The 21,244-nt window shown below is 42.7% G+C and carries 10 protein-coding genes, 2 tRNA genes and 1 pseudogene; 1 reads left to right on the top strand and 12 read right to left on the bottom strand.

The annotated features are described in order from the left end of the window. Positions 1-151: 151 nt before the first annotated feature. From ileS to NYP67_RS02790, 6 genes are all read right to left on the bottom strand, one after another. Positions 152-3,562 (bottom strand): mupirocin-resistant isoleucine--tRNA ligase, encoded by a 3,411-nt coding sequence (gene ileS / locus NYP67_RS02815; protein WP_415680730.1) that lies wholly within the window; start codon positions 3,560-3,562, stop codon positions 152-154. Between the two features lie 288 nt (positions 3,563-3,850). Next, positions 3,851-4,936, bottom strand: coding sequence for an Abi family protein (locus tag NYP67_RS02810; protein WP_349292020.1), 1,086 nt, complete (start codon positions 4,934-4,936; stop codon positions 3,851-3,853). 179 nt (positions 4,937-5,115) lie between these two features. Beyond that, positions 5,116-5,188, bottom strand: a tRNA-Arg gene (locus NYP67_RS02805). 49 nt (positions 5,189-5,237) lie between these two features. Beyond that, positions 5,238-5,546 carry an exodeoxyribonuclease VII small subunit gene (locus tag NYP67_RS02800; protein ID WP_004130399.1) on the bottom strand — a complete coding sequence of 103 codons (309 nt, stop codon included), beginning with the start codon at positions 5,544-5,546 and terminating at the stop codon, positions 5,238-5,240. 82 nt (positions 5,547-5,628) lie between these two features. Next, a complete protein-coding gene (xseA, locus tag NYP67_RS02795; protein ID WP_020758200.1) occupies positions 5,629-6,969 on the bottom strand; it encodes an exodeoxyribonuclease VII large subunit in 1,341 nt (446 codons plus the stop codon). A 122-nt stretch (positions 6,970-7,091) separates the two neighbouring features. After that, complete coding sequence (locus NYP67_RS02790) at positions 7,092-12,995, bottom strand: S8 family serine peptidase (protein WP_415695119.1); 5,904 nt, start codon at positions 12,993-12,995, stop codon at positions 7,092-7,094. Between the two features lie 438 nt (positions 12,996-13,433). Here NYP67_RS02790 and NYP67_RS02785 point away from each other — a divergent pair. Beyond that, positions 13,434-13,507 (top strand) — tRNA-Lys (locus NYP67_RS02785). A 145-nt stretch (positions 13,508-13,652) separates the two neighbouring features. Here NYP67_RS02785 and NYP67_RS02780 read toward each other — a convergent pair. The 6 genes and pseudogenes from NYP67_RS02780 to NYP67_RS02755 form a co-directional block, all read right to left on the bottom strand. Next, a pseudogene (locus NYP67_RS02780) lies at positions 13,653-14,796 on the bottom strand (IS1249 family transposase). 571 nt (positions 14,797-15,367) lie between these two features. Beyond that, on the bottom strand, positions 15,368-16,567 hold the full coding sequence (gene tuf / locus NYP67_RS02775) for an elongation factor Tu (RefSeq protein ID WP_004130138.1): 1,200 nt from the start codon (positions 16,565-16,567) through the stop codon (positions 15,368-15,370). 170 nt (positions 16,568-16,737) lie between these two features. Continuing rightward, on the bottom strand, positions 16,738-18,867 hold the full coding sequence (gene fusA / locus NYP67_RS02770; protein ID WP_004130136.1) for an elongation factor G: 2,130 nt from the start codon (positions 18,865-18,867) through the stop codon (positions 16,738-16,740). 42 nt (positions 18,868-18,909) lie between these two features. Next, complete coding sequence (gene rpsG, locus NYP67_RS02765) at positions 18,910-19,380, bottom strand: 30S ribosomal protein S7 (protein ID WP_004127577.1); 471 nt, start codon at positions 19,378-19,380, stop codon at positions 18,910-18,912. 3 nt (positions 19,381-19,383) lie between these two features. After that, positions 19,384-19,755 carry a 30S ribosomal protein S12 gene (gene rpsL, locus NYP67_RS02760; protein WP_003813881.1) on the bottom strand — a complete coding sequence of 124 codons (372 nt, stop codon included), beginning with the start codon at positions 19,753-19,755 and terminating at the stop codon, positions 19,384-19,386. 321 nt (positions 19,756-20,076) lie between these two features. Then, entirely contained in the window at positions 20,077-21,243 is a 1,167-nt protein-coding gene (locus NYP67_RS02755) for a cell division protein FtsQ/DivIB (protein ID WP_415691296.1), read from the bottom strand. Position 21,244 lies beyond the last annotated feature (1 nt).

Genomic DNA, 21,244 nt, shown 5'->3' with positions numbered 1-21,244 from the left:
AAATTTGTACTGTTGTTATAACGAATCTATAGGAAGGTGTGGAAGTGTAGAAAATCGGAGTGTCGCATTGCTCAAACAAAACGTGCCGACGTATGAATCATACACGGCACGTTTTTTGTTTAGTTAGCTAAAATTTACGTAAGGCTTTAAACTACGCACGCTTAAGACTTACGCTAAGCTCGGTTGCGCTAGAATCAGCCTCTGTAACTTCAAAGCTTGTAGCCAAAGTCTCTTCCGCAATCAAATCACGGAACTGCTCAACTTTAGCAACATCCGAAGCAGGCACGCTCAAAGTCAAAGAGATTCGGTCGCTAATATCTAAACCTTTCTCCTTACGAGCATCTTGAACAGCGCGAATAGCATCGCGAGCATAACCTTCCGCAAGCAAATCGCTAGTCAAAGCAGTGTCAAGCATAACGAAACCGCCAGTTGGCATTGCAGCAGAAGCCGTATTTGCAGCCGCTTTAGCATCCGAAGACTCAACGCGATTCACAAGCTCATATTCGCCCTCAACAAGCGCAACTTCGCCGTTTGGAGTGTTAACAACAGGAGCGCCAGACTCGTCAACACGCCAATCGCCACTCTTAGAAGACTTAATAGCAAACTGCACTTGCTTACCCAAACGAGGACCAGCTGCGCGCGCATTCACCTTAAGCTCGTGAACAATCTTCAAACCATGGCTGCCAGCATCTTCCAAAGTGCAGAATGTAACATTCTTCACATTAAGCTCGCGCTCAAGCACCTGCTCATAAGGCTCTACAGCATCAGTATTTTCTGCAACAACCGTCAAATTTGCCAACGGCTGGCGCACACGCAACTGCTCCGCCTTACGCAACGAAAGCGTAGAAGACACGACCTCGCGAACCTTATCCATAGCAGCAACCAAAGCATCGTCGTGCGCAAGAACCGCTCCAAGCTCAGTCACTTCGCCAGCCTTAGGATTTGGCTCACCATCCGAAAGAGTCTCAGGCTCAACCAAATAAGGCCAATCAGCCAAATGCACGGATTCGCCGCCAGTAAGACCACGCCACACAGCCTCTGCCTCCATAGGAGCAAGAGGAGAAATCGTGCGCATGAACACTTCAAGAACAGTGTAAAGCGTGTTAAAAGCAGTCTCGTCTTCATTCCAGAAGCGGTCACGGCTGCCGCGAATATACCAATTTGTAAGCACGTCAATAAAATCGCTGACGGATGCGCAAGCATCGCTAATCGCAAACTCGTTCAAGCACTTTTCTACGCGCTCAACAAGCAAACGCGTGCGAGCAAGCAAGTAGCGATCCATGTTGCAAAGGCCTGCAACCTCGTCCGCGCGAAGCCTGCGAGCATCGTAGCCCTTGCCACCGTTTGCAGCATTCGCATACAAAGTGAAGAAGTAGTAAGAGCTCCAAACTGGAAGCATAACCTGACGAACAGTATCTCTAATGCCGTCTGCAGTCACAATCAAATTGCCACCACGCAAAATTGGCGAAGACATAAGGAACCAGCGCATAGCATCCGAGCCATACTCGTTGAAAACGCCATTAACATCTGGGTAATTGCGCAAATGCTTACTCATCTTCTGGCCGTCGGAACCAAGCACAATGCCGTGGCAAATCACGTTCTTAAAAGCTGGTCGGTCGAATAGAGCTGTAGCCATAATGTGAAGCGTGTAGAACCATCCACGAGTCTGGCCAATATATTCAACGATGTAATCGCATGGGAAGTGCTCTTCGAAGAAGTCCTTATTTTCAAACGGATAATGGAACTGTGCAAAAGGCATAGAACCAGACTCAAACCAGCAATCGAGAACATCCGTAATACGATGCATTTGAGACTTTCCAGTAGGATCGTCTGGGTTTGGTCGAGTAAGGCGATCGATATACGGGCGATGCATATTCACATTGCCATCGTCGTCGCGAGGATAGTCGCCAAAATCAGCCTTAAGCTCATCCAACGAGCCGTAAACGTCTACGCGAGGATACTTTGGATCATCGCTCACCCACACTGGAATTGGCGAGCCCCAGAAGCGATTACGGCTAATCGACCAATCGCGAGCGTTAGAAAGCCACTTACCGAACTGGCCGTCTTTAACGTTTCCAGGAATCCAATTAATCTGTTGATTAAGCTCAAGCAAACGCTTCTTAATCTTTGTAACAGACACAAACCAGCTAGAAACAGGCTTATAAATAAGCGGAGTTGCGCAACGCCAGCAATGAGGATAGCTGTGCACGTAGCTTTTTTCTTGGAATAGCAACGCGCGCTGGTCTTCTGGCATTTGAGCAAGCGGGCCGTCTCCTGCACGCAAGTTGCGCAAAATTGGCAAATTCGCGTCGAAAACGTACAAGCCTTCGTAATCTGGGCAGTCGCTTGTAAACTTGCAGCCTGCGTCGAGCACGTCAACGCTGCGAATTTCGTGCGCGTTAAGCGTGTTCATATCGTCCTCGCCGTAAGGAGCCTGGTGAACAAGACCAGTACCTTCTGCAGTGTCAACATAATCTGCTGTGAAAATCGTAAAAGCGTTAGGACCAGGAGTGCCACCCTCAGCGAGCGCAGAATCGCTTGCAAAGTATGGGAACACTGGGTAGTAGCGCCAGCCAGCCATCTCAGCGCCCTTAAGTTCGCGCACAACTTCGTAATTTTCGCCAAGTTCCTTAGTGTAGGAACCAAGCAAAGGCTTACCAATGTAGAACTTTTTGCCAGCAAACTTGCCTTCAGTTGGACGAACTTCCACGTAGTCGATGTCTGCGCCGACTACGATTGCAAAGTTTGTTGGAACTGTCCAAGGAGTGGTTGTCCAGAATACTGCGTAAGCGTCGTCTTCGTCGCGAAGCTTAACGGCCACAGAAACAGTGGTATCCTGGCGATTCTGGTACACATCAGCATCCATGCGAAGCTCGTGCGCACTAAGTGGAGTCTGGTCCTTTGGGCAGTACGGAAGCACGCGGTAACCCTTATAAGCCAATCCCTTATCGTAAAGCTGCTTAAATGCCCACATTACGGATTCCATGTATGGAATGTTCAGAGTTTTGTAGCCGCGCTCAAAATCAACCCAGCGAGCCTGACGATGCACGTAATTTTGCCACTCGTTTGTGTACTTCAAAACGCTGGCGCGGCAAGCATCGTTGAACTTTGCGATGCCCATTTTTTCGATTTGATCAACAGACTCGATGCCGAGTTCCTTCTGCGCTTCCAACTCTGCAGGAAGACCGTGAGTATCCCAGCCAAAAACGCGGTTTACTTTGCGACCGCGCATAGTCTGATAACGCGGAACCACGTCTTTTGCGTAGCCTGTGAGCAAGTGGCCATAGTGAGGAAGACCGTTTGCAAATGGAGGGCCATCAAAGAACACGAACTCGTTTTGGCTACCCTTGCCAGACGGGCGATATTCGATTGACTTGCGGAAAGTGTTATTTGCATCCCAGTATTGAAGAACGGACTCTTCAAGCTTTGGGAAGGAAGGATTTGGTGCAACTTGCGCGGCGGCGTTTTCTTGCGCTGATGCTGAAACACTTACCTTTGGGTATACGTTATTTGCGCATGACTTTTCGGACGCGTTTGCTGCTGGATTAGTGGATTCGCTCACTGTGCTCTCCTCGCTCAACAGGGTGAATATTTCCCTGCGAGGACGACAGTTATTGCCGCGGTACCACCTCGCTTGCTGCAAAATGCTTATGCAACGTTTGCAGCCTCTCGTGTTTGGCTATACGGGCCAACCCCGTCGGTTCTAATAAGCGAGGACCTTACGAATCCTCGCCGTTCTTCCGAAAACTCCCCGCCGATAACGGATCATCGCTTAAGTTAGAAACAATCTAACACTATCCCCTAACATTGGGAAGGATTTCGCGACTCGCGAATAATTTTCATGACATTTTCATGACATATTATCCAAAAATGCTTTAGCTTCATTAGCATTGCTAAAAACAATGCCGTCTTCAGAAATTTTGCCATCTATAATTTGATTAGCGTGATTCATAGCTTTAAGAGTTGCTTCGTTGGGAACAGACAAGTTACTATTCAAGGTAATATTTTCTTTAATTTTATTTTTCCAATCATAAAATTCATTAATACTAGACATTCCAATGCATTCAATAACATTTTTGGAACAACTTGGCACTTCAACGCAAAGCGCACTTAGTAATTTCTCAATCTTCTCTAAAAACTCTAGATAATAGTTAGTATCTAAGAATAAGTCGAAATCTTTAATAAGCTGAAAAACTGTTGCATTGAAACTATGCGGTCTAGCACAATACAAACGTTCATCATGCGCACAAATATTTCTGAACTCTTTAATTCTTCTATAAGTAGAATCAATTTTTATTGACGTAATATCTTTTTGAGAACAGTGTGAAGAATTATAAAGTTCAGTATATTCCCTAGCAACCAAACCTCTCGTGCATCTAGTTTGAACTTTGTAAAACCAGAATATCTGTCCGAAAGTTAGGTCATTAGATAAAACCCATAATGGAACCTGACCATCGTGATTATTGATACAATGCCGTATGTATTCTTTCCCTAGATTTAATTTTTTATTATTTGACGTATTATTTTCTATAATTCGATTAAATGCTCTAACTAAACCGCGCGATTCCTTTGGATCTTCATAATTAGCTTCATTAAGGTAAGCATTGACTTCATTATCGTGAATCTGGCTAAAACAATATGAACATGATGACCTTAACAATGCTTCTGTTCTAGTTGTAGCCGCAAAAATAATACCACGAAGTTCGCGATCAAATTTAAAAAGATAATAAATGTGTTCAAACTTTGTTCCTTGAACATATTTATTCGAATTTTTTGATTCAAAAAATGGATTTTTATACCCATTCACAACGCTATAGTAACCTTCTCTTTCAAGTATTTCCATAGCTTTAAGCTCATCAGAAAACACTACTCCTCTAGACTTAAGCAATTTTATTTGTTGCTTGATAGTAGTAAAAGGCTTATAAATCACCATCATTCCCACCAAATCCCCCGCCATTAGATGCACGAAGAGCCAATCAATCACTTGATTGGCTCTTCGCGAACCAGACACAGCCTGGCTTCACCACGTATCTATTCTACAAAAGAAACTAATATTTGTCAAAAAATAAACAAACTATATATAGCACACAACTAAATATAGCTATACACAAAAAGTGCCCCGAATCAGAATCGAACTGACGACACCCACTTTAGGAGAGTGGTGCTCTATCCACTGAGCTACCGAGGCAACAAATGGCAATTATACACTATAGCGTGGTTTACACGCTATAACATGCTCAAGATTCAAGATTTGATTGCGTTCCAGCCGTCGCAGCTGTAGCCGACTGCTCTGCCTGAGCCGCATCAAGCTTAGCGCGAACAGATGCAAGTAAGCCCTGCGCACGCTTTGCTAGCGCTTCTCCAAGCTCCCATTGATGCATAGACTGATCCAAAGTCAAACCGCCAGCCTCAAGCGCTTTAACAGCTTGCACAAGCTTTTCGCGCGCTTCTTCGTAAGGCATTGCGTTAATCGCAGCTCGCTCTTCGCTGCTAAGCGTGCTAATCGCGTCAGCTTTTGCACTTGCGTCTTTTATTTCGTCACTCATAATCATCCTTTTCTAATATTTTATTTAAGATTTTTATTTAAGATTTTGCGTTTTAGTTTTAAGACTTTATAACTTTACAACTTTACGACTTTTCTACAGATATAACATTAGCCGTAATCAAGCCACTTTTAAGAGTAACTGTTATATTATCGCCAGCTTTTACACGACTAGAATCGTCAAGCACTTTCCCACCGCTAATTTGCACAACCGCGTAACCGCGATTAAGCGTTGATTGCGGACTAAGAGCCGTAATGCTGGCATGCGCCTTTTCAACAGTCAAACTAGCATCGTCCAGAAGCCGCACCAAACCATGCCTCATGCGTTCAACCGCCTGCTGCACAAACAACTCATGCGGCTCCAGCATAGTGGTTGGCTGAGTAATACTTGGCCTATTTGCGTATCCCTCAATAAGCTGAATCTCGTTGCTAACTCGCGCAGAAATCCTCATGCGCGCGTGTTGCAAAGCGTTATCAATCAACTGCCATTGCTCGTTAACATCTGGAACAACGCGCTTTGCTGCATCTGTAGGCGTAGAAGCTCGCATATCTGCCGCCAAATCAATAAGCGTCCAATCATCTTCGTGACCAATCGCAGAAACAATCGGAGTTACGCAAGCAGCCGTAGCGCGAACCACGCCTTCGTCCGAAAATCCAATCAAATCCTCAAAGCTGCCGCCACCGCGCGCAACAATAATCACATCAACCTCTGGGTCTGCGTCTAACTGCTTAATGGCCGCAATTACGTCTGATGGACATTGCACACCCTGAACATGCGCGTGAACCACCTTAAAACGCGTTACAGGCCAGCGCAAATTGACGTTTGTAATAACATCTCCCTCGGCTCGAGCTTGAGGCGCACACACCAGTCCAATGCACTTTGGAAACTCAGGAAGCGGCACTTTATTTTCCGCGTCAAACAAGCCTTCGCCTTTAAGCTTTTTGCGCAACTCATCTATTTGCGCTTTTAAGTCGCCAGCACCAACACGCCTAATTTCGTCGGCAACAAAGCTCAATCGTGTTGCTTTTACCCAAATATCTGCCTTGCCGTGAACAACTACCCTATCGCCTTGATGCAAATCTTTAGCTTGCTGAACAAACTTACTAAAGCCCATTATGGAGATTGAAACGTCTTCATTGCTGTCTCTAAGCGTTATGTAGCCAGATGTAGACCTTCGCATGTTGATTTCAACAATCTGACCTTCTACCCAAGCCGCAGGCCACTTTTCTACAGCACCATGGAACTTTTGGCTTATAACACTTACTGGCCAAGGATTTTCAGCACTTGTTTCACTTGCGCGTAAAGGTAGCGTGCGATTAGATTGCGCTTTAGGCTGCAACTCTGAGTCTTGATGCTCATTTTGCAATTCTTGCAACACCATACTTAATGTCATGCTTACAGCTTGACTGTTAAGAAGGACAAACATGCAAACACGCCAATTTAACAAATGAACATACAAAACATAAAGCGCACTAATCAAATATTCCCCATGCTGTTACACATGGGGAATATATCTATTTTAGAACTTAAAGGTAACTAGTTAACACTTTACATGCGCATTTTGCGAACAAAAAGTGCAAAAGTGCCACTTAGCAGCAACAAAGCCAATGTAGACAGTGTGAATACTATTCCAGCACCAGTCACACCTAACTTTGAAAGCATTCCCTTTGTATTAGTGTTCTTTGAAGAAGATAATGAGTTACTTAAGGAAGAATTAGCATTATTATTAGCATTCTTACTATTGCCATTAACATTGCTACTATTAGCATTACCATTAGCACCTGCATATGCTCCTGAGTTAGTCTCAGAACCATTTACCTCATTATTATCTGCAATATTACTTGCAGATTCATAATCTTCATCACTAGACGCAAAAGTAAATCCAGAATGACTTTCAGAATGTCTCAAGTTATATTCTGCGATAGTCTCATCGAATGAAGTTGCATTAGCTGGAATAACCCACACATTAGTCCAAGCAATTTGTAATCCTCTGTTATCAATAAGAACAATTGTATGTTTACCCGAATATCCTTCTGGAATCTCAGCATCAAAATGAGGCTGACCTTTATCGTCCAAAGTAACCTTTACGTAGCTAGCACCATCTTTGCCATGCAACAAAACAGGAAGAGAATAAATGTACGCATATGCATATACAACTTTATTCTTCTTAAGCTGCTTAATAATATCACTATTTTGGCTAAGTCGAAGCTTCATAGGATTTTCGACACCTGCACGGGCAACATTGTTTTCATATTTACCAACTAAAAGATTACTCTTAAGAGCTTTTGTTAATTCAACAACACTCTTAGGAGCTACTGGAACAGGAGTATTTACATCTGGAGGAGCAGGAATTTCTTGCTTCTTTGGAACATTTGGATTCACATTATGACCAGGCACATCTGGCTTAGAATGATCAGGCTTAACTGGTTCAGCATGCTTCTTTTTAACAAACGGAATAGAAGTTCGCTGATTATCTCCAGCAGCTGAGTTTCCAGCATAATCAGTAGCTTCTACGCGAAGAATATGATTACCTTCTGCCAGATCTTTAGCATGAATAACTGCCTTTAATTCCAAATGATCCTTTTCAGGTTTATCTACTTCAGTATAGGAACTATATCCTTGAGTTAACGAAAGCAACGTGCTTTCTACAGGATGAGGAGCTAAATTCGTATTAGAAACAGCACTGATTGGCTTGTCGTCAACATATGCAGCTATGGATTTAAGATTTGCATCTTTAGCCTTTATAGTAACCGTATAGTCACCTTCTACTGATTCATCGTCTTTCATGCTTACATCTACAGTTGGATTTGTTTTATCAACAACAACTGGAATGGAACCATAAACAGATGAATTAACCTTGTCTTCAAGCTCAAGAAAAACATGATCTCCATCTTCTACATCAACATCACGCTCAAATTCTTTTTTGTTTGCTTCTGGACCATCACCATTTTCCAAAGAAGTAAACTCTGCAACAACAGAATGATTGATAGAAAGCCTATATCCAGAAGCATTATCTTGAGCACTACCCTTAAACTTTACGGTATCTTTGTTTGTAAACAATGTATGACCATATAATTGAGGATTAGCAAAAGTAGCTTTTGGAGCTTCTTTATCAAACAAGAAAGCAACAGCAAAGTCCATAAGATTCTTGCCATCAGCAGTTTTTACAACAGCGCGAAAATCATTAATTCCCGTATGCATTGGCAAATCAATAGAGAAACTATGCGCTTGACTGTCTATTTTTGCAGCAATAGCTGGCTCTACCACATACTTGCCATCTTTATTAAGACGCGTAGAAGGAGTAAATTCTACACTCTTTATATCTGGCCCAACAGTACCTTGCAAAGTAAAGGAGTCTAAGCTTGGCCCCGCAGTAATAGGATTAATCATCCAAATATTTGCTCCAAGTGGAGTTACATTACTTGGATAGAACACGCCATTACTTACTTCCATAAAGTTTGGCTCGTTACGACCCTGAAGCTTAACAGACTTAATTTTAAGATTCTGACCGTTACTTGCGCAGAGAGTAACCTGATACGCCTTAGCAGAAGGCTTTACTGTTACTTCAAATGTTCCATCCGAGTTAATCGTTACTGAATCCTCTTTTGTCTCAGTGTCATCTACATCTTCAGCAGATTCGCTGCTTGAATTAGAAGAACCAGGATCAGTAGAACCAGCCGCTTGCTTCACTTTATCCACTTGGTAACGAATTGTTAAATCAAGCTTTTGCTTAGGCTCAGAACTATCTTTTACTTTGCCTTTTACAGTTACACTACCATCACTTGCAACCGGCAAATTACCGTCACTATCTCCAGTATCCGTATTAGTAACACTAATACGCGGACGCTCTGGATTGTATGTTAACGTAAACTCTTCGCTAGCTATTTGCGTTTTGCATTTATCGTCAGAGAATCCAAGCACCTTTACAGTGTTTTCACCACGTACGATTTTTATATTACTAGCAGTAAACTTTGGTGCTTTATTTAGATTCACTTTAACTGTTGTTTTAACAATTGATCCATCGTATTTCTTGTAGCTTGCTAACACTTTCATGGATTTAACATCATCAGAAACATAACCTTCAAGATTTAACTTATTGTCATGCACTACAGATGTTCCAACCATCTTCCCGTCCATTTCCTTTCGACGAGAAATGAAGATTTTATGATCTTTATTAGCAAACACCTTAACTACACGAGTTCCATTCATTCCTGCGTCTTTGGCAACAACGGAAATAAATGGCGTTGTGTTACCAACATTTATTTTGCACACACGTTTATGATGTACTTTATCTAAAGTGCAACTAGTTGCATCATCATACTTAAATACATCATCATCACCAACACGGCGAATAACTGGAAGACCAGGATCTTCACTTAAGTTATCACTTAAAGTGATTGTTACAACGCCATTAGAATCGCGGTCGGAAACATTCACATTAGGACCATGCGTATCTAAAGCAAACTTCATGTCGTAGTTTTGCCACTGAAAGCCTTTGCCCAAACGAGCTTGAATGCGATACACGTAATTTCCATCCTCAAACCGCACAAACTGCGCGATTTTCGGATCATAACGCTTACCATCAAAACGACCATTCACGCCTTCATGACCCATTGAATCTGCCGCAGAAGGAAAAGTAGGTCTAGAAACATTGTGGTCTTCACCTAAAACTCGTAATACCTTGCTTGCATTTTCATCCATAATCTCGTAGCGAATGTCTGCCGCACTACGCAATAATGGCACATATGGTGTGATTAAATCATACCAGCCATCATCATTAGGTGAGAACATAAATCGTTTAGATCCATTTATCTTAACTTGCATACTTCCGTCTGCTGAATCAGACATAAGGGCAGTAGTTGAATCAATTTCACCATTACTTTCATCGGCAGACTGGTTCGGAGCTGCAGGAGAAGGATTTTGTGCAGGATTAACAGGCTTATCTGGTTTATCAGCATTCTTATACTTTTCACCAGGTTTAACCAAAATCTGCTCAGCATTCCAATTACCAACAAAACCAAGATATGGAACAGACAAATCAGGCTGACCTTTAGTCTTAGACTTTAAGCAAGCCCATCCTTCAATGTAATGGTTTTCCCCATATTGAGGATTCAATGTGAAAGTAATATCAACTGTTTTACCAGCCTCTACAGTTACGGAAGACTTATCTGCAGTTAATGTTTCTGTATCATTCACAAATGTGGATGTTTTTTCACCAGGTTTATTCGTCTCGTTTACAACAACCTGATTCGGTATGCTATATTTAACATTCTCAGAACCATAATTGTGCAATGTTACATTAAACTTGCGTTCACCCTGCTTTAACTCATAAAGAGAAACATATGCTTTACTTTCATTACTGCGACTATCTTTAGTAGTTGCAACAACATCCGTCTTAATGGCTTTGTCGATCTGCGCTAAACCAGCGCCAATTTGTCTAGGAGCATACGGAACTTTTTTATTACCATCATCGCGAGTAAGAATCTTAGCTGTATTCATCAACACTTGCTCAATGCGATCAACTAATTCAGAAGACTTAAGTTCTTTGCCCTTAAAACGCTTCTTGTAATTTTCCATCAGCAAAGCAGAAAGACCTGATATATTTGGAGCTGCCATAGAAGTACCAGACATGCTTCTGTACTTATTATCATTCTGCGTAGACCACACATTCCCACCAATACCAGAAATATGAGGCTTAAAATTAAGATCTGGAGTTGGCCCCCAAGACGTAAATCTAGATGGCTTTAACGAATCTGGGTTAGCAATAGCAACGAAATCATTGGTGAAAGTTACTTCCACTTTTCCATTATTCTTTTTGATTGCTTGATAGATTGCCTCACCATCTTCATAGCGTATTGATGTTACAAAAACATCTTTAATCTTATCGACGCCTGCCATATCTAGGAATTGAGTAGGATCATCCTTTACATTGTATACAACAACACCTTCAGCACCTTTTTCTTTTGCGTTATTAACCTTTTCTGCAAACGCAATATCTCCGCGTTTAACTAATGCATATTTACCCTTTAAGTTAAGGTCTTTAACATCATCTTTTTTACCAAGGTTAATATCAACAATTTCATGTGATTTTCCATCAGCTACACCTGTAGAAAGTGAGTAAGGAAAATCATTTTTCTTAGCATCATTAGAACCAGAGTTTGTAGCAGATGCATTATTAACAAACCATTGCGCCTTGGTTTGTGTAACTTTTGAATTTTCAACAGAAGCAACACTAAAAGCATCTGGGAAGGAAGATGGAGACCCCAAAGTGCCATCATCCCATTTTCCAAACACATCATCTAATCCACCAGAATTCGAGAAGTTCAATCCAGAATTTCCAGCCGAAACGACAGGCAACACTCCAGCTTTTCTAGCCTTCATTAACGCTAACGCAGCAATACTTGAAGTAGAATCAAGTCCATTATCGGAGCCAATAGACATGTTTATAACGTCGGCACCAAGCTTAACAGAATCTTCTATAGCTGCCACAACATCCGCATCACGGCATCCAGGCATATCTGGGTTGTTAGAAAACACTTTCATAGCAAGCAGCTGCGCATTAGGAGCTATGCCATTAACACGATGATTGCTAGCTGCAGGAGCATTTTCTTCATCTCCATTAGCTCCAACAATTCCAGCAACATGCATGCCATGCTGTTCAGCATGATTATCTTTCACTTCATTAGTTTCATCTGCATAATTAAATCCTGCAGGAACTTTATCTGTAAATCCTGGTTGTGGATTTAACTTTTTTGCACTTTTAGCAGATGAATCCAGCTTCATATCTTTACTGTTAATATCAATTCCAGTATCGATTATTGAAACCAACATGCCAGTACCATCTAAGCTTTTATTACTTTCTCGGAAAGCCTGCGTAAGACCCTGAAGCTCACGAGCAAAATTTTCCAGCGGATAATATAAACGCTCTTTTTCTACAGATCTAACTTCTGGCTCATGGCGTAAAGCTTGCATACGGTTTGCTGGAATTGTTGCTTCAAAGCAATTCATTAAATATCCAAGCTGACGTCGAACACTCATATTGTACTTTTTACGCCATTTAGCAATTAAACGATTTTGCTCGTCTTTATTTGATTTTTCAGAAACAACTGAAGGATGACTCGGCTGCTTACGCAGAGTAACAATAACAGCAATAGGCTTATTAGACACGCTAGCACTGTTCTTTATAGCATATTTTTCAAGCAGTGCAGCTTTATTTGAATCTAAGTATAAATTCTCATCTCTAGTAAGCTTATGGCTTACAGAGTTATTTTTATACATTCTAAACTGCTTTTTAATAGAAGACGCATTTGCATCATTTACATAAGCACTGTTATTACTAACTGAATTCTTAGTATCCGCAGCATTCGCTGCACCAAATGGCACGATAAGGGTTGCTGTAGCAACTCCTAATGCAGCTAAGCGAGTTAAATATGATGCTCTTTTGAACTTCATAAATACGCTCTCCTTCAATGAAATACTTATAAAATATTTTTCACAAGCCTAGCATTGAGGAAAATAAAAAAAAAACATAAATATGTAAATTTTTATGCATAAACAGTTAACAAATACGAATCAACCCACAAAGAACGGCTAAATATAGCCATTTCTAAAGAGAAAATTTTTCAGAATTGCGTTGATTATACAACTATAAATTAACATGTTGTTCACACAAAAGATTGAAAACTCGTTTTTTGTTACTGTTTTTTATAAATATTGCTTATATTTATAAACATATGTTACTTTAGCTAAACCTCTTATCGGAATTTTTCCGAGATATGAAATATGCAATTAAAACGTGTTTATAGCACTAACAACAAAATACGACACGCCGTAACTTGCAAATAAATCGATTCTGAGTATAGTTATTACTCGGCTCAAGAAAAAGCCAACGCCCCTTTAGCTCAGTTGGCTAGAGCAGCTGACTCTTAATCAGCGTGTCCAGGGTTCGAATCCCTGAGGGGGCACAAACAAAACCCAAGCTTTACGGCTTGGGTTTTTTCGTATTTAGATTTTTAATTACACAAATATGGGGTTATAGGCCAAAAAGTGTGTAAAGCTAAGCTGATGAATATTCTGTAAATAGAAGTAATCAGCTTAGCTTTTTAATAACTACTGGTAGTATTCACTACTCTTATGAAACTCATTCCAATCAACACCAGTACCATATCTTGCTGGTATTCCAAATACTTCATATAATCCTTGATTAGAACGCTCCCAGGCTTGCCTATAGAGTTGTTCTATACGTTTACTAGTAAAAGAATGAATGACTATCCAAGACTTATCTCTTGGCTTACTCGTGTTTAAATAACACCACCAGCATATAGCGTGTATACGTTTTAACAAGCTTAATCCACGATGATTACGTAGCATAGCGCGAATTCTACTATTCATTGATTCAATAGCATTATTAGTTGGTGGAATAGGATGATTGCAATCTTCTGGAGGATTAAGAAAAGTAAACATATAACCCTCACGAATACGCCTATCAATCATTGATTTAGCACGAACTAGTCTTTGGTGAGTATCAGCAATACTACCATCACAATACTTGCTTTTCTCTTTAAGAAAATCACTCCAAGCATTCACCCAATTATTGTAAGAAATAAGCCAATGACGAGCTTGATCTTCTGTTTTTATGTCAGAAACAATGTTAGCTAATGATAGTAATTGCTTACCAGGAGTAAGACGAGGATTAACTCCAGTTAAAGCTTTAATGTTAAGACCTATATGGAATAAGCAACGTTGTATTTTCGTGTTAGGCCAATATGTTTTTACTGCTTTACGAATACCACCAGAACCATCACAAACTACTACTAGAGGTTCCGCAATACGCTGCATGAGGTAACCCCACGCGCGACTATTCTCACTACGAGCCACGTACCAGCCTAAAACATGTTTACCAGAGTAAGCGATTAATACTACAGATTTACGTCCTAAATGAATACCATCAACATGAATGTAATCATAAACTTTGTCCACGAATGGTACTTGCGGCCATAAGTCCCATAAAAGCTTATTCTTACTTCTTAAGGTACGGGCTGAGAAATCGTATGAATACTTATCCTGAGTCTTATTAGATAAAAGCCAATTTAAGCCAACTGTTAAATCGTTTGATTGTTTATCATACGATCTACTTTTAGAGGCTCCGCAGTTAGGACAACGGTATCTAGTAGTGCCAGGATTGGTGTGACCATTCTTGCTCATTTTGTGATGACAATTAGTTATGACAATTATTGCATAGTGGGTTATTCATACAAATGAAGAATAACCCACATTCGATATACCACGAGCCCTACTGCTATAAGGGTTATGAGCTGATTTTTTACACACTTTTTGTCCAGGTGGCGAATGTGCAGAAAACAGATTCGATTACCGCAAAACGCTTGTATTGCAATGCGTGAGACATGATTTCTTACACACTTTTTGACCTATAACCCCAAATATGATTCATATATGATTTCTTCCTGTATTCCAACAAAAATCTGAATATTAGAGGCGCTTTCTTCATTTGCACAATAACGCTTAAAACACAAAAGTAAACATTTTGCGATGATTATAAAAAGATAAAAATTCAAAGAACACAAAACGACACACAAAACGACACACAAAACGACACACAAAACGACACACAAAACGACACACAAAACGACACACAAAACTACACACAAAACTACACACAAAACTACACAGAAAACTACACACAAAACTACACACAACGAGATATGTGCAATTCTTCAACAGAATACAAAAAGACCCCACGAGTTTCCTCATGGGGTCTTTTTTAAGCCTTAGCTAATATCTTCAGATTAGAAAATCAGAAAATACTAGGCAAGAATCTTGGTCACACGACCAGAGCCAACGGTACGGCCACCTTCACGAACTGCGAAGGTCAAGCCCTCTTCCATTGCAATAGCCTGGATCAACTCAACAGTGAAGGTTGCGTGATCGCCTGGCTGAACCATTTCGATGCCGTCTGGCAAAGTGATAACGCCAGTAACATCGGTGGTACGGAAGTAGAACTGTGGGCGGTAGTTGGAGAAGAATGGCGAGTGACGGCCACCTTCGTCCTTGGTCAAGACGTAAACTTCGCCTTCGAACTTGGTGTGTGGTGTCACAGAACCTGGAGCAGCCACAACCTGACCACGCTCAACGTCGGTACGGTTGATACCACGAAGAAGAAGACCAGTGTTATCGCCAGCCTCGGCCTCATCCATCTGCTTGTGGAAGGTCTCGATAGAGGTGACGGTGGTGGTCTGAGTATCGCGCAAACCAACAATCTCAACTGGGGTGTTGATTGGGAGCTTACCACGCTCAACACGGCCAGTAACAACGGTACCACGACCGGAGATGGTGAACACATCTTCGATTGGCATCAAGAATGGCTTGTCAAGATCGTGAGTTGGGGTTGGGATGTACTCGTCAACAGCCTTCATGAGTTCCTTGACGGTCTCTACCCACTTGTCGTGATCTGGAGCGTCATCATGCAAAGCGCCGTAAGCGGAAGTACGGATGACTGGGCAATCGCGATCGAAGCCGTTTTCGTCGAGGAGGTCACGAACCTCTTCTTCAACGAGGTCGATAAGCTCTTCGTCGTCAACCATATCGCACTTGTTCAAAGCAACAAGAATTTTTGGAACGCCGACCTGCTTAGCAAGCAAGACGTGTTCACGGGTCTGAGCCATTGGGCCGTCGGTAGCAGCAACCACGAGGATTGCACCATCCATCTGAGCGGCACCAGTGATCATGTTCTTAACGTAATCAGCGTGGCCTGGAGCGTCCACGTGAGCATAGTGGCGTGCAGCCGTCTGATACTCGATGTGGGCGATGTTAATGGTAATGCCGCGCTCCTTCTCTTCTGGAGCGGCGTCGATCTGATCGAAGTCATACTGAGGGTTCAGATCTGGATATTCGCCATGAAGCACCTTAGAAATAGCCGCGGTCAAGGTAGTCTTACCGTGATCAACGTGACCAATGGTACCAATGTTAACATGCGGCTTAGTACGCTCGTACTTTTCCTTTGCCATGTGTTTGTCCTCCTGGACGTCTCGTAGTTCGCTTCACACTCTTATGTGAAGCCTCTAGCTACATATTTACTGGGTTTCTGGGTTAGGTGCCACTTCGGTGCCAGAACCCAGTCAACGTACGAAATTTTAGCGTTGACTAGGGACACAAAACACCGAAGTAGCGTGCGCTTTTACTCGCCGCGCTGGGCTTTAATAATCTCGTCCGAAACAGCCTTTGGAACTTCCGCGTAAGAGTCCATTTGCATGGTGAACATTGCACGTCCCTGAGTCTTGGAACGAAGATCACCAATGTAGCCGAACATCTCACTCAGTGGAACCTTAGCGTCAATAACCTTAACGCCAGTAGCGTCGGTCATAGACTGAATGTTTCCACGACGGGAGTTCAAATCGCCCATAACGTCGCCCATGTACTCTTCTGGAGTACGAACTTCCACGGCCATAATTGGCTCGAGGATTACTGGGTGAGCCTTAGGAGCAGCTTCCTTGAAGCACATGGAACCTGCAATCTTGAAGGCCATTTCCGAAGAATCAACGTCGTGAGTCTGACCGTCGGTAACGGTTGCTTTAACGCCAACCACTGGGAAGCCAGCCAAAACGCCAGATTCCATAGCTTCCTGCACACCTGCGTCGATGGAAGGAATGAATTCCTTAGTAATGTGGCCACCAGTGACCTCGTTAACAAACTGATAGACTTCGCCAGATTCTGGATCGATTGGCTCGAAGTTCATCAAAACCTTTGCGAACTGACCAGAACCACCAGTCTGCTTCTTGTGGGTGTATTCCTGGTTCATAACAGCCTTGCGAATGGTTTCGCGATAAGCAACCTGTGGCTTACCAACATTCGCTTCAACCTTGAACTCGCGGCGCATACGATCCACAATAATGTCGAGCTGAAGCTCGCCCATACCAGAAATCAAAGTCTGACCAGACTCTTCGTCGGTCTTAACCTGGAAGGTAGGATCTTCATCGGAAAGCTTAGCCAAAGCCAAGCTCATCTTTTCCTGATCTGCCTTCGTCTTTGGCTCCACAGCAACCTCGATAACAGGATCTGGGAATGTCATGGATTCCAAGGAAATTGGGCTCTTCTCGTCGCACAAGGTGTCACCCGTGCTAACGTTCTTCAAACCAACGAAGGTGTAAATGTTTCCAGCTTCTGCAGAATCTACAGGATTTTCCTTATCTGCGTGCATCTGGAAGATCTTACCAACGCGTTCCTTCTTGCTCTTAGTGGAATCGTACACGGAATCGCCTGGCTTAACTTCGCCAGAGTACACGCGCACGAACACAAGCTTTCCATAGAATGGATGAGTGGAGATCTTAAAGACCAATGCAGCAAATGGATCTGTATTTACTGGCTTACGATCAATCTCAACGGATTCGTCGCTTGGATCAAAGCCCTTAATAGATGGAACATCTTCTGGGCTTGGAAGGAAGTCAACAACAGCATCCAGCATTGGCTGAACACCCTTATCCTTAAATGCAGAACCGCAAGTTACTGGGAAGGCTTCGCGAGCAATAGTAAGCTTGCGAATACCCATGCGAATCTCTTCTTCGGAAAGTTCTCCCGATTCAAGATACTTCTCGAGCAACTCTTCGTCGGCTTCTGCAACCTGATCCATAAGCTCGGCACGATATTCTTCTGCACGCTCTTGCAAGTCGGCAGGAATGTCAACGGTGTCGTAGTGGGCACCCATATCGTCCTTAACGTCATTCCAAACGTAAGCCTTCATGCGAATCAAGTCAACAACACCAAGGAAGTCGTTTTCAGCGCCGATTGGAAGCTGAATAACGAGTGGCTTAGCGCCAAGCTTTTCCTTAATGGTCTTAACAGAATAGTAGAAGTCTGCGCCCAACTTATCCATCTTGTTGATGAAGCAAATACGTGGAACGCTATACTTATCTGCCTGACGCCAAACGGTTTCGGACTGAGGCTCCACGCCTTCCTTACCGTCGAACACTGCAACAGCACCGTCGAGAACACGCAAAGAACGCTCTACCTCGGCGGTAAAGTCAACGTGTCCTGGTGTATCGATGATGTTGATTTGATAGCGGTCATCTGTGTCATGGGTTTGACGCTGCCAGAAGCAAGTGGTTGCAGCAGACTGAATAGTAATACCGCGTTCCTGCTCCTGCGCCATAAAGTCCATGGTAGAAGCGCCATCGTGAGTTTCACCAATCTTGTAATTCTTACCAGTGTAGTAAAGAATACGCTCGGTGGTAGTAGTCTTACCAGCATCGATGTGCGCCATGATGCCGATGTTACGAACCATATTCAGGTCGTTAAGCACATCTTGTGCCATATTATTATCCTTAGCTCTTTAAGATACCGATTATCTTGTGGATTACCAGCGATAGTGAGCAAAAGCCTTGTTTGCTTCTGCCATCTTGTGGGTATCCTCGCGGCGCTTTACAGAAGCACCCAAGCCATTGGAGGCATCGAGAATTTCGTTAGCTAAACGCTCAGCCATAGTCTTCTCACGACGAACGCGAGAGAAGTCGGTAAGCCAGCGCAACGACAAGGTGTTTGCACGAGCAGGCTTAACTTCGACTGGAACCTGGTAGGTTGCGCCACCAACGCGGCGGGAACGAACCTCGAGGCTTGGACGAATGTTATCGAGAGCGCGCTTCAAAACAGAAACTGGCTCCTGCTCGGTCTTTGCCTTCACCTGCTCAAGAGCGGTGTAGACGATGTTTTCTGCGATGGACTTCTTGCCATCGAGAAGAATTTTGTTAATCAACTGAGCCACGACGGTCGAGCCGTAGATTGGATCAGGAAGCAGCTGATGCTTTTTTGCAGGTCCTTTACGTGACATGTTTTACTTCGCCTTCTTTGCTCCATACAGGGAACGACCCTGCTTGCGGTCCTTAACACCCTGGGTATCGAGAGCGCCACGCACGATGTGGTAACGCACACCTGGGAGATCCTTCACACGGCCACCGCGCACAAGCACAATGGAGTGCTCCTGCAAGTTGTGACCTTCGCCTGGAATATAGGCGGTTACTTCAATACCCGAGCTGAGGCGCACACGAGCAACCTTACGAAGCGCAGAGTTTGGCTTCTTAGGAGTGGTTGTGTACACACGAGTGCACACGCCACGACGCAACGGGCTACCTTTCAAGGCCAAAGTCTTTGACTTCTTAGGCTTGGCCTGACGTCCCTTACGGACGAGTTGTTCAATCGTAGGCAACTTAAGTTCTCCGATTCATTAATGTCTTCTATTTGGTGAAACCGCAGCACTGCAGCACACCTTAAACCTGAATCGGTTAAAGAGAAAAGCCACAGTCCACCGGCCCGATGGCCCTTGCGCCTCCAGACGCACATTACTGCGCGCTATCTTTGGCACTTGGGATATCCCAACCAGCACGCCTATTACATAAGGCACGCCGTTGGCACACACAAAGTACTATTATACACATTTGCTTGACAATTAAAAACCGCTTAAGCAACTATGCTCTGGAGCTGCTTAAGCAGACTACTTAAAACTACTTAAACAAGCTACTCAAGCAAACTACTTAAGAATCGGCCTTGCAGGAGCAGAAACATCCAAAAGCTGACGATTGCCGATTTTACTTGGATCGCTAATAATCGTTTCCACAATCGCCTTTTTAAGCTCCAAATCCGAAGAATCGCCCCAAACAACAATCCTATGAACTTCTCCGCTTGGGCCAGGGTAAGAAACTTCTGTTTCAACAGAATCCTGCGTTTTTGCACTAACACGGATAACGTGAGACCTAAAATCTTGAGAAAGCGAGCTTACAATTCTCAACGCTTCCTTAACAGCCCTGCTGTTTAGACTTTTACTAACGTCGCTAACTTCTATAACTGGTATTCCGCTCGTAGAAACGTTTTGAACAGCGTTTAATACTCTACCTTTAACATCTACAGCCGTAAGTTTTTCGCCACCTTTTGCTTTAAGCATTGCAGCAGGTTTTTGCGCACGAACAGTTATTTGCAAACCGTGCGGGAATTGCTTTACAACCTTTGTTTCTGTTACGCCAGGTATGTTGTTTAATTGCTCAATTATTTGCTGAGAAGAAACCAAAAACAGCGACTTATCTACTTGATTAGACGCAATTGACGCGATTTTCTGTTCACTCACCCATTCGTTAGATCCAAAAATGTGTATATTTTTAGAATCAAGACGGAAGAATGGAGATAAAAATAGCATCCAGCAAAGCAAAGCGATTAGCGCAACAGCAAGGAAAGTGTAAGCAAATCGCAACAAAAAGGTACGTATTTTAGCAAAATTCTTTTCTTTTTCGCGAGCACTAAAATCTATTACTTTAGGTCTAGATGTAATTCCAAGAGGACCCGAGCTAGACTTTAATGTTTGCTTTACAAAATCAACTACGGAAAGTCTTCTTGCATCTACAAAAGCATTTTTAGAAGATTGATTTTCTAACGAGCTACTCGTAGTCGCTTTTTTGCTATTAGATAAATCATTTTTAGCTAATCTTGTAAAATCTTGTGAGTTTAGATTGGATTGAATTGACCTTTTATGCGCATCAAGATTAGAAAAATTAGTAGACTTAGGGAAATTATCAGTTGCAGCAAAAGTGGATGTAATAGACCTAGTATGTTTAATAGAGCTAGCAGATTTATTAGGATTGTTAGGATTATTCGGCTCGTTAGGCTCATCATTGCCGGCAGACTTGCCAAAAATCATTCGACCCATA

This window comes from Gardnerella sp. c23Ub_4 (genome assembly GCF_055804115.1).
This window is presented reverse-complemented; position numbering and strand designations above follow the sequence as displayed.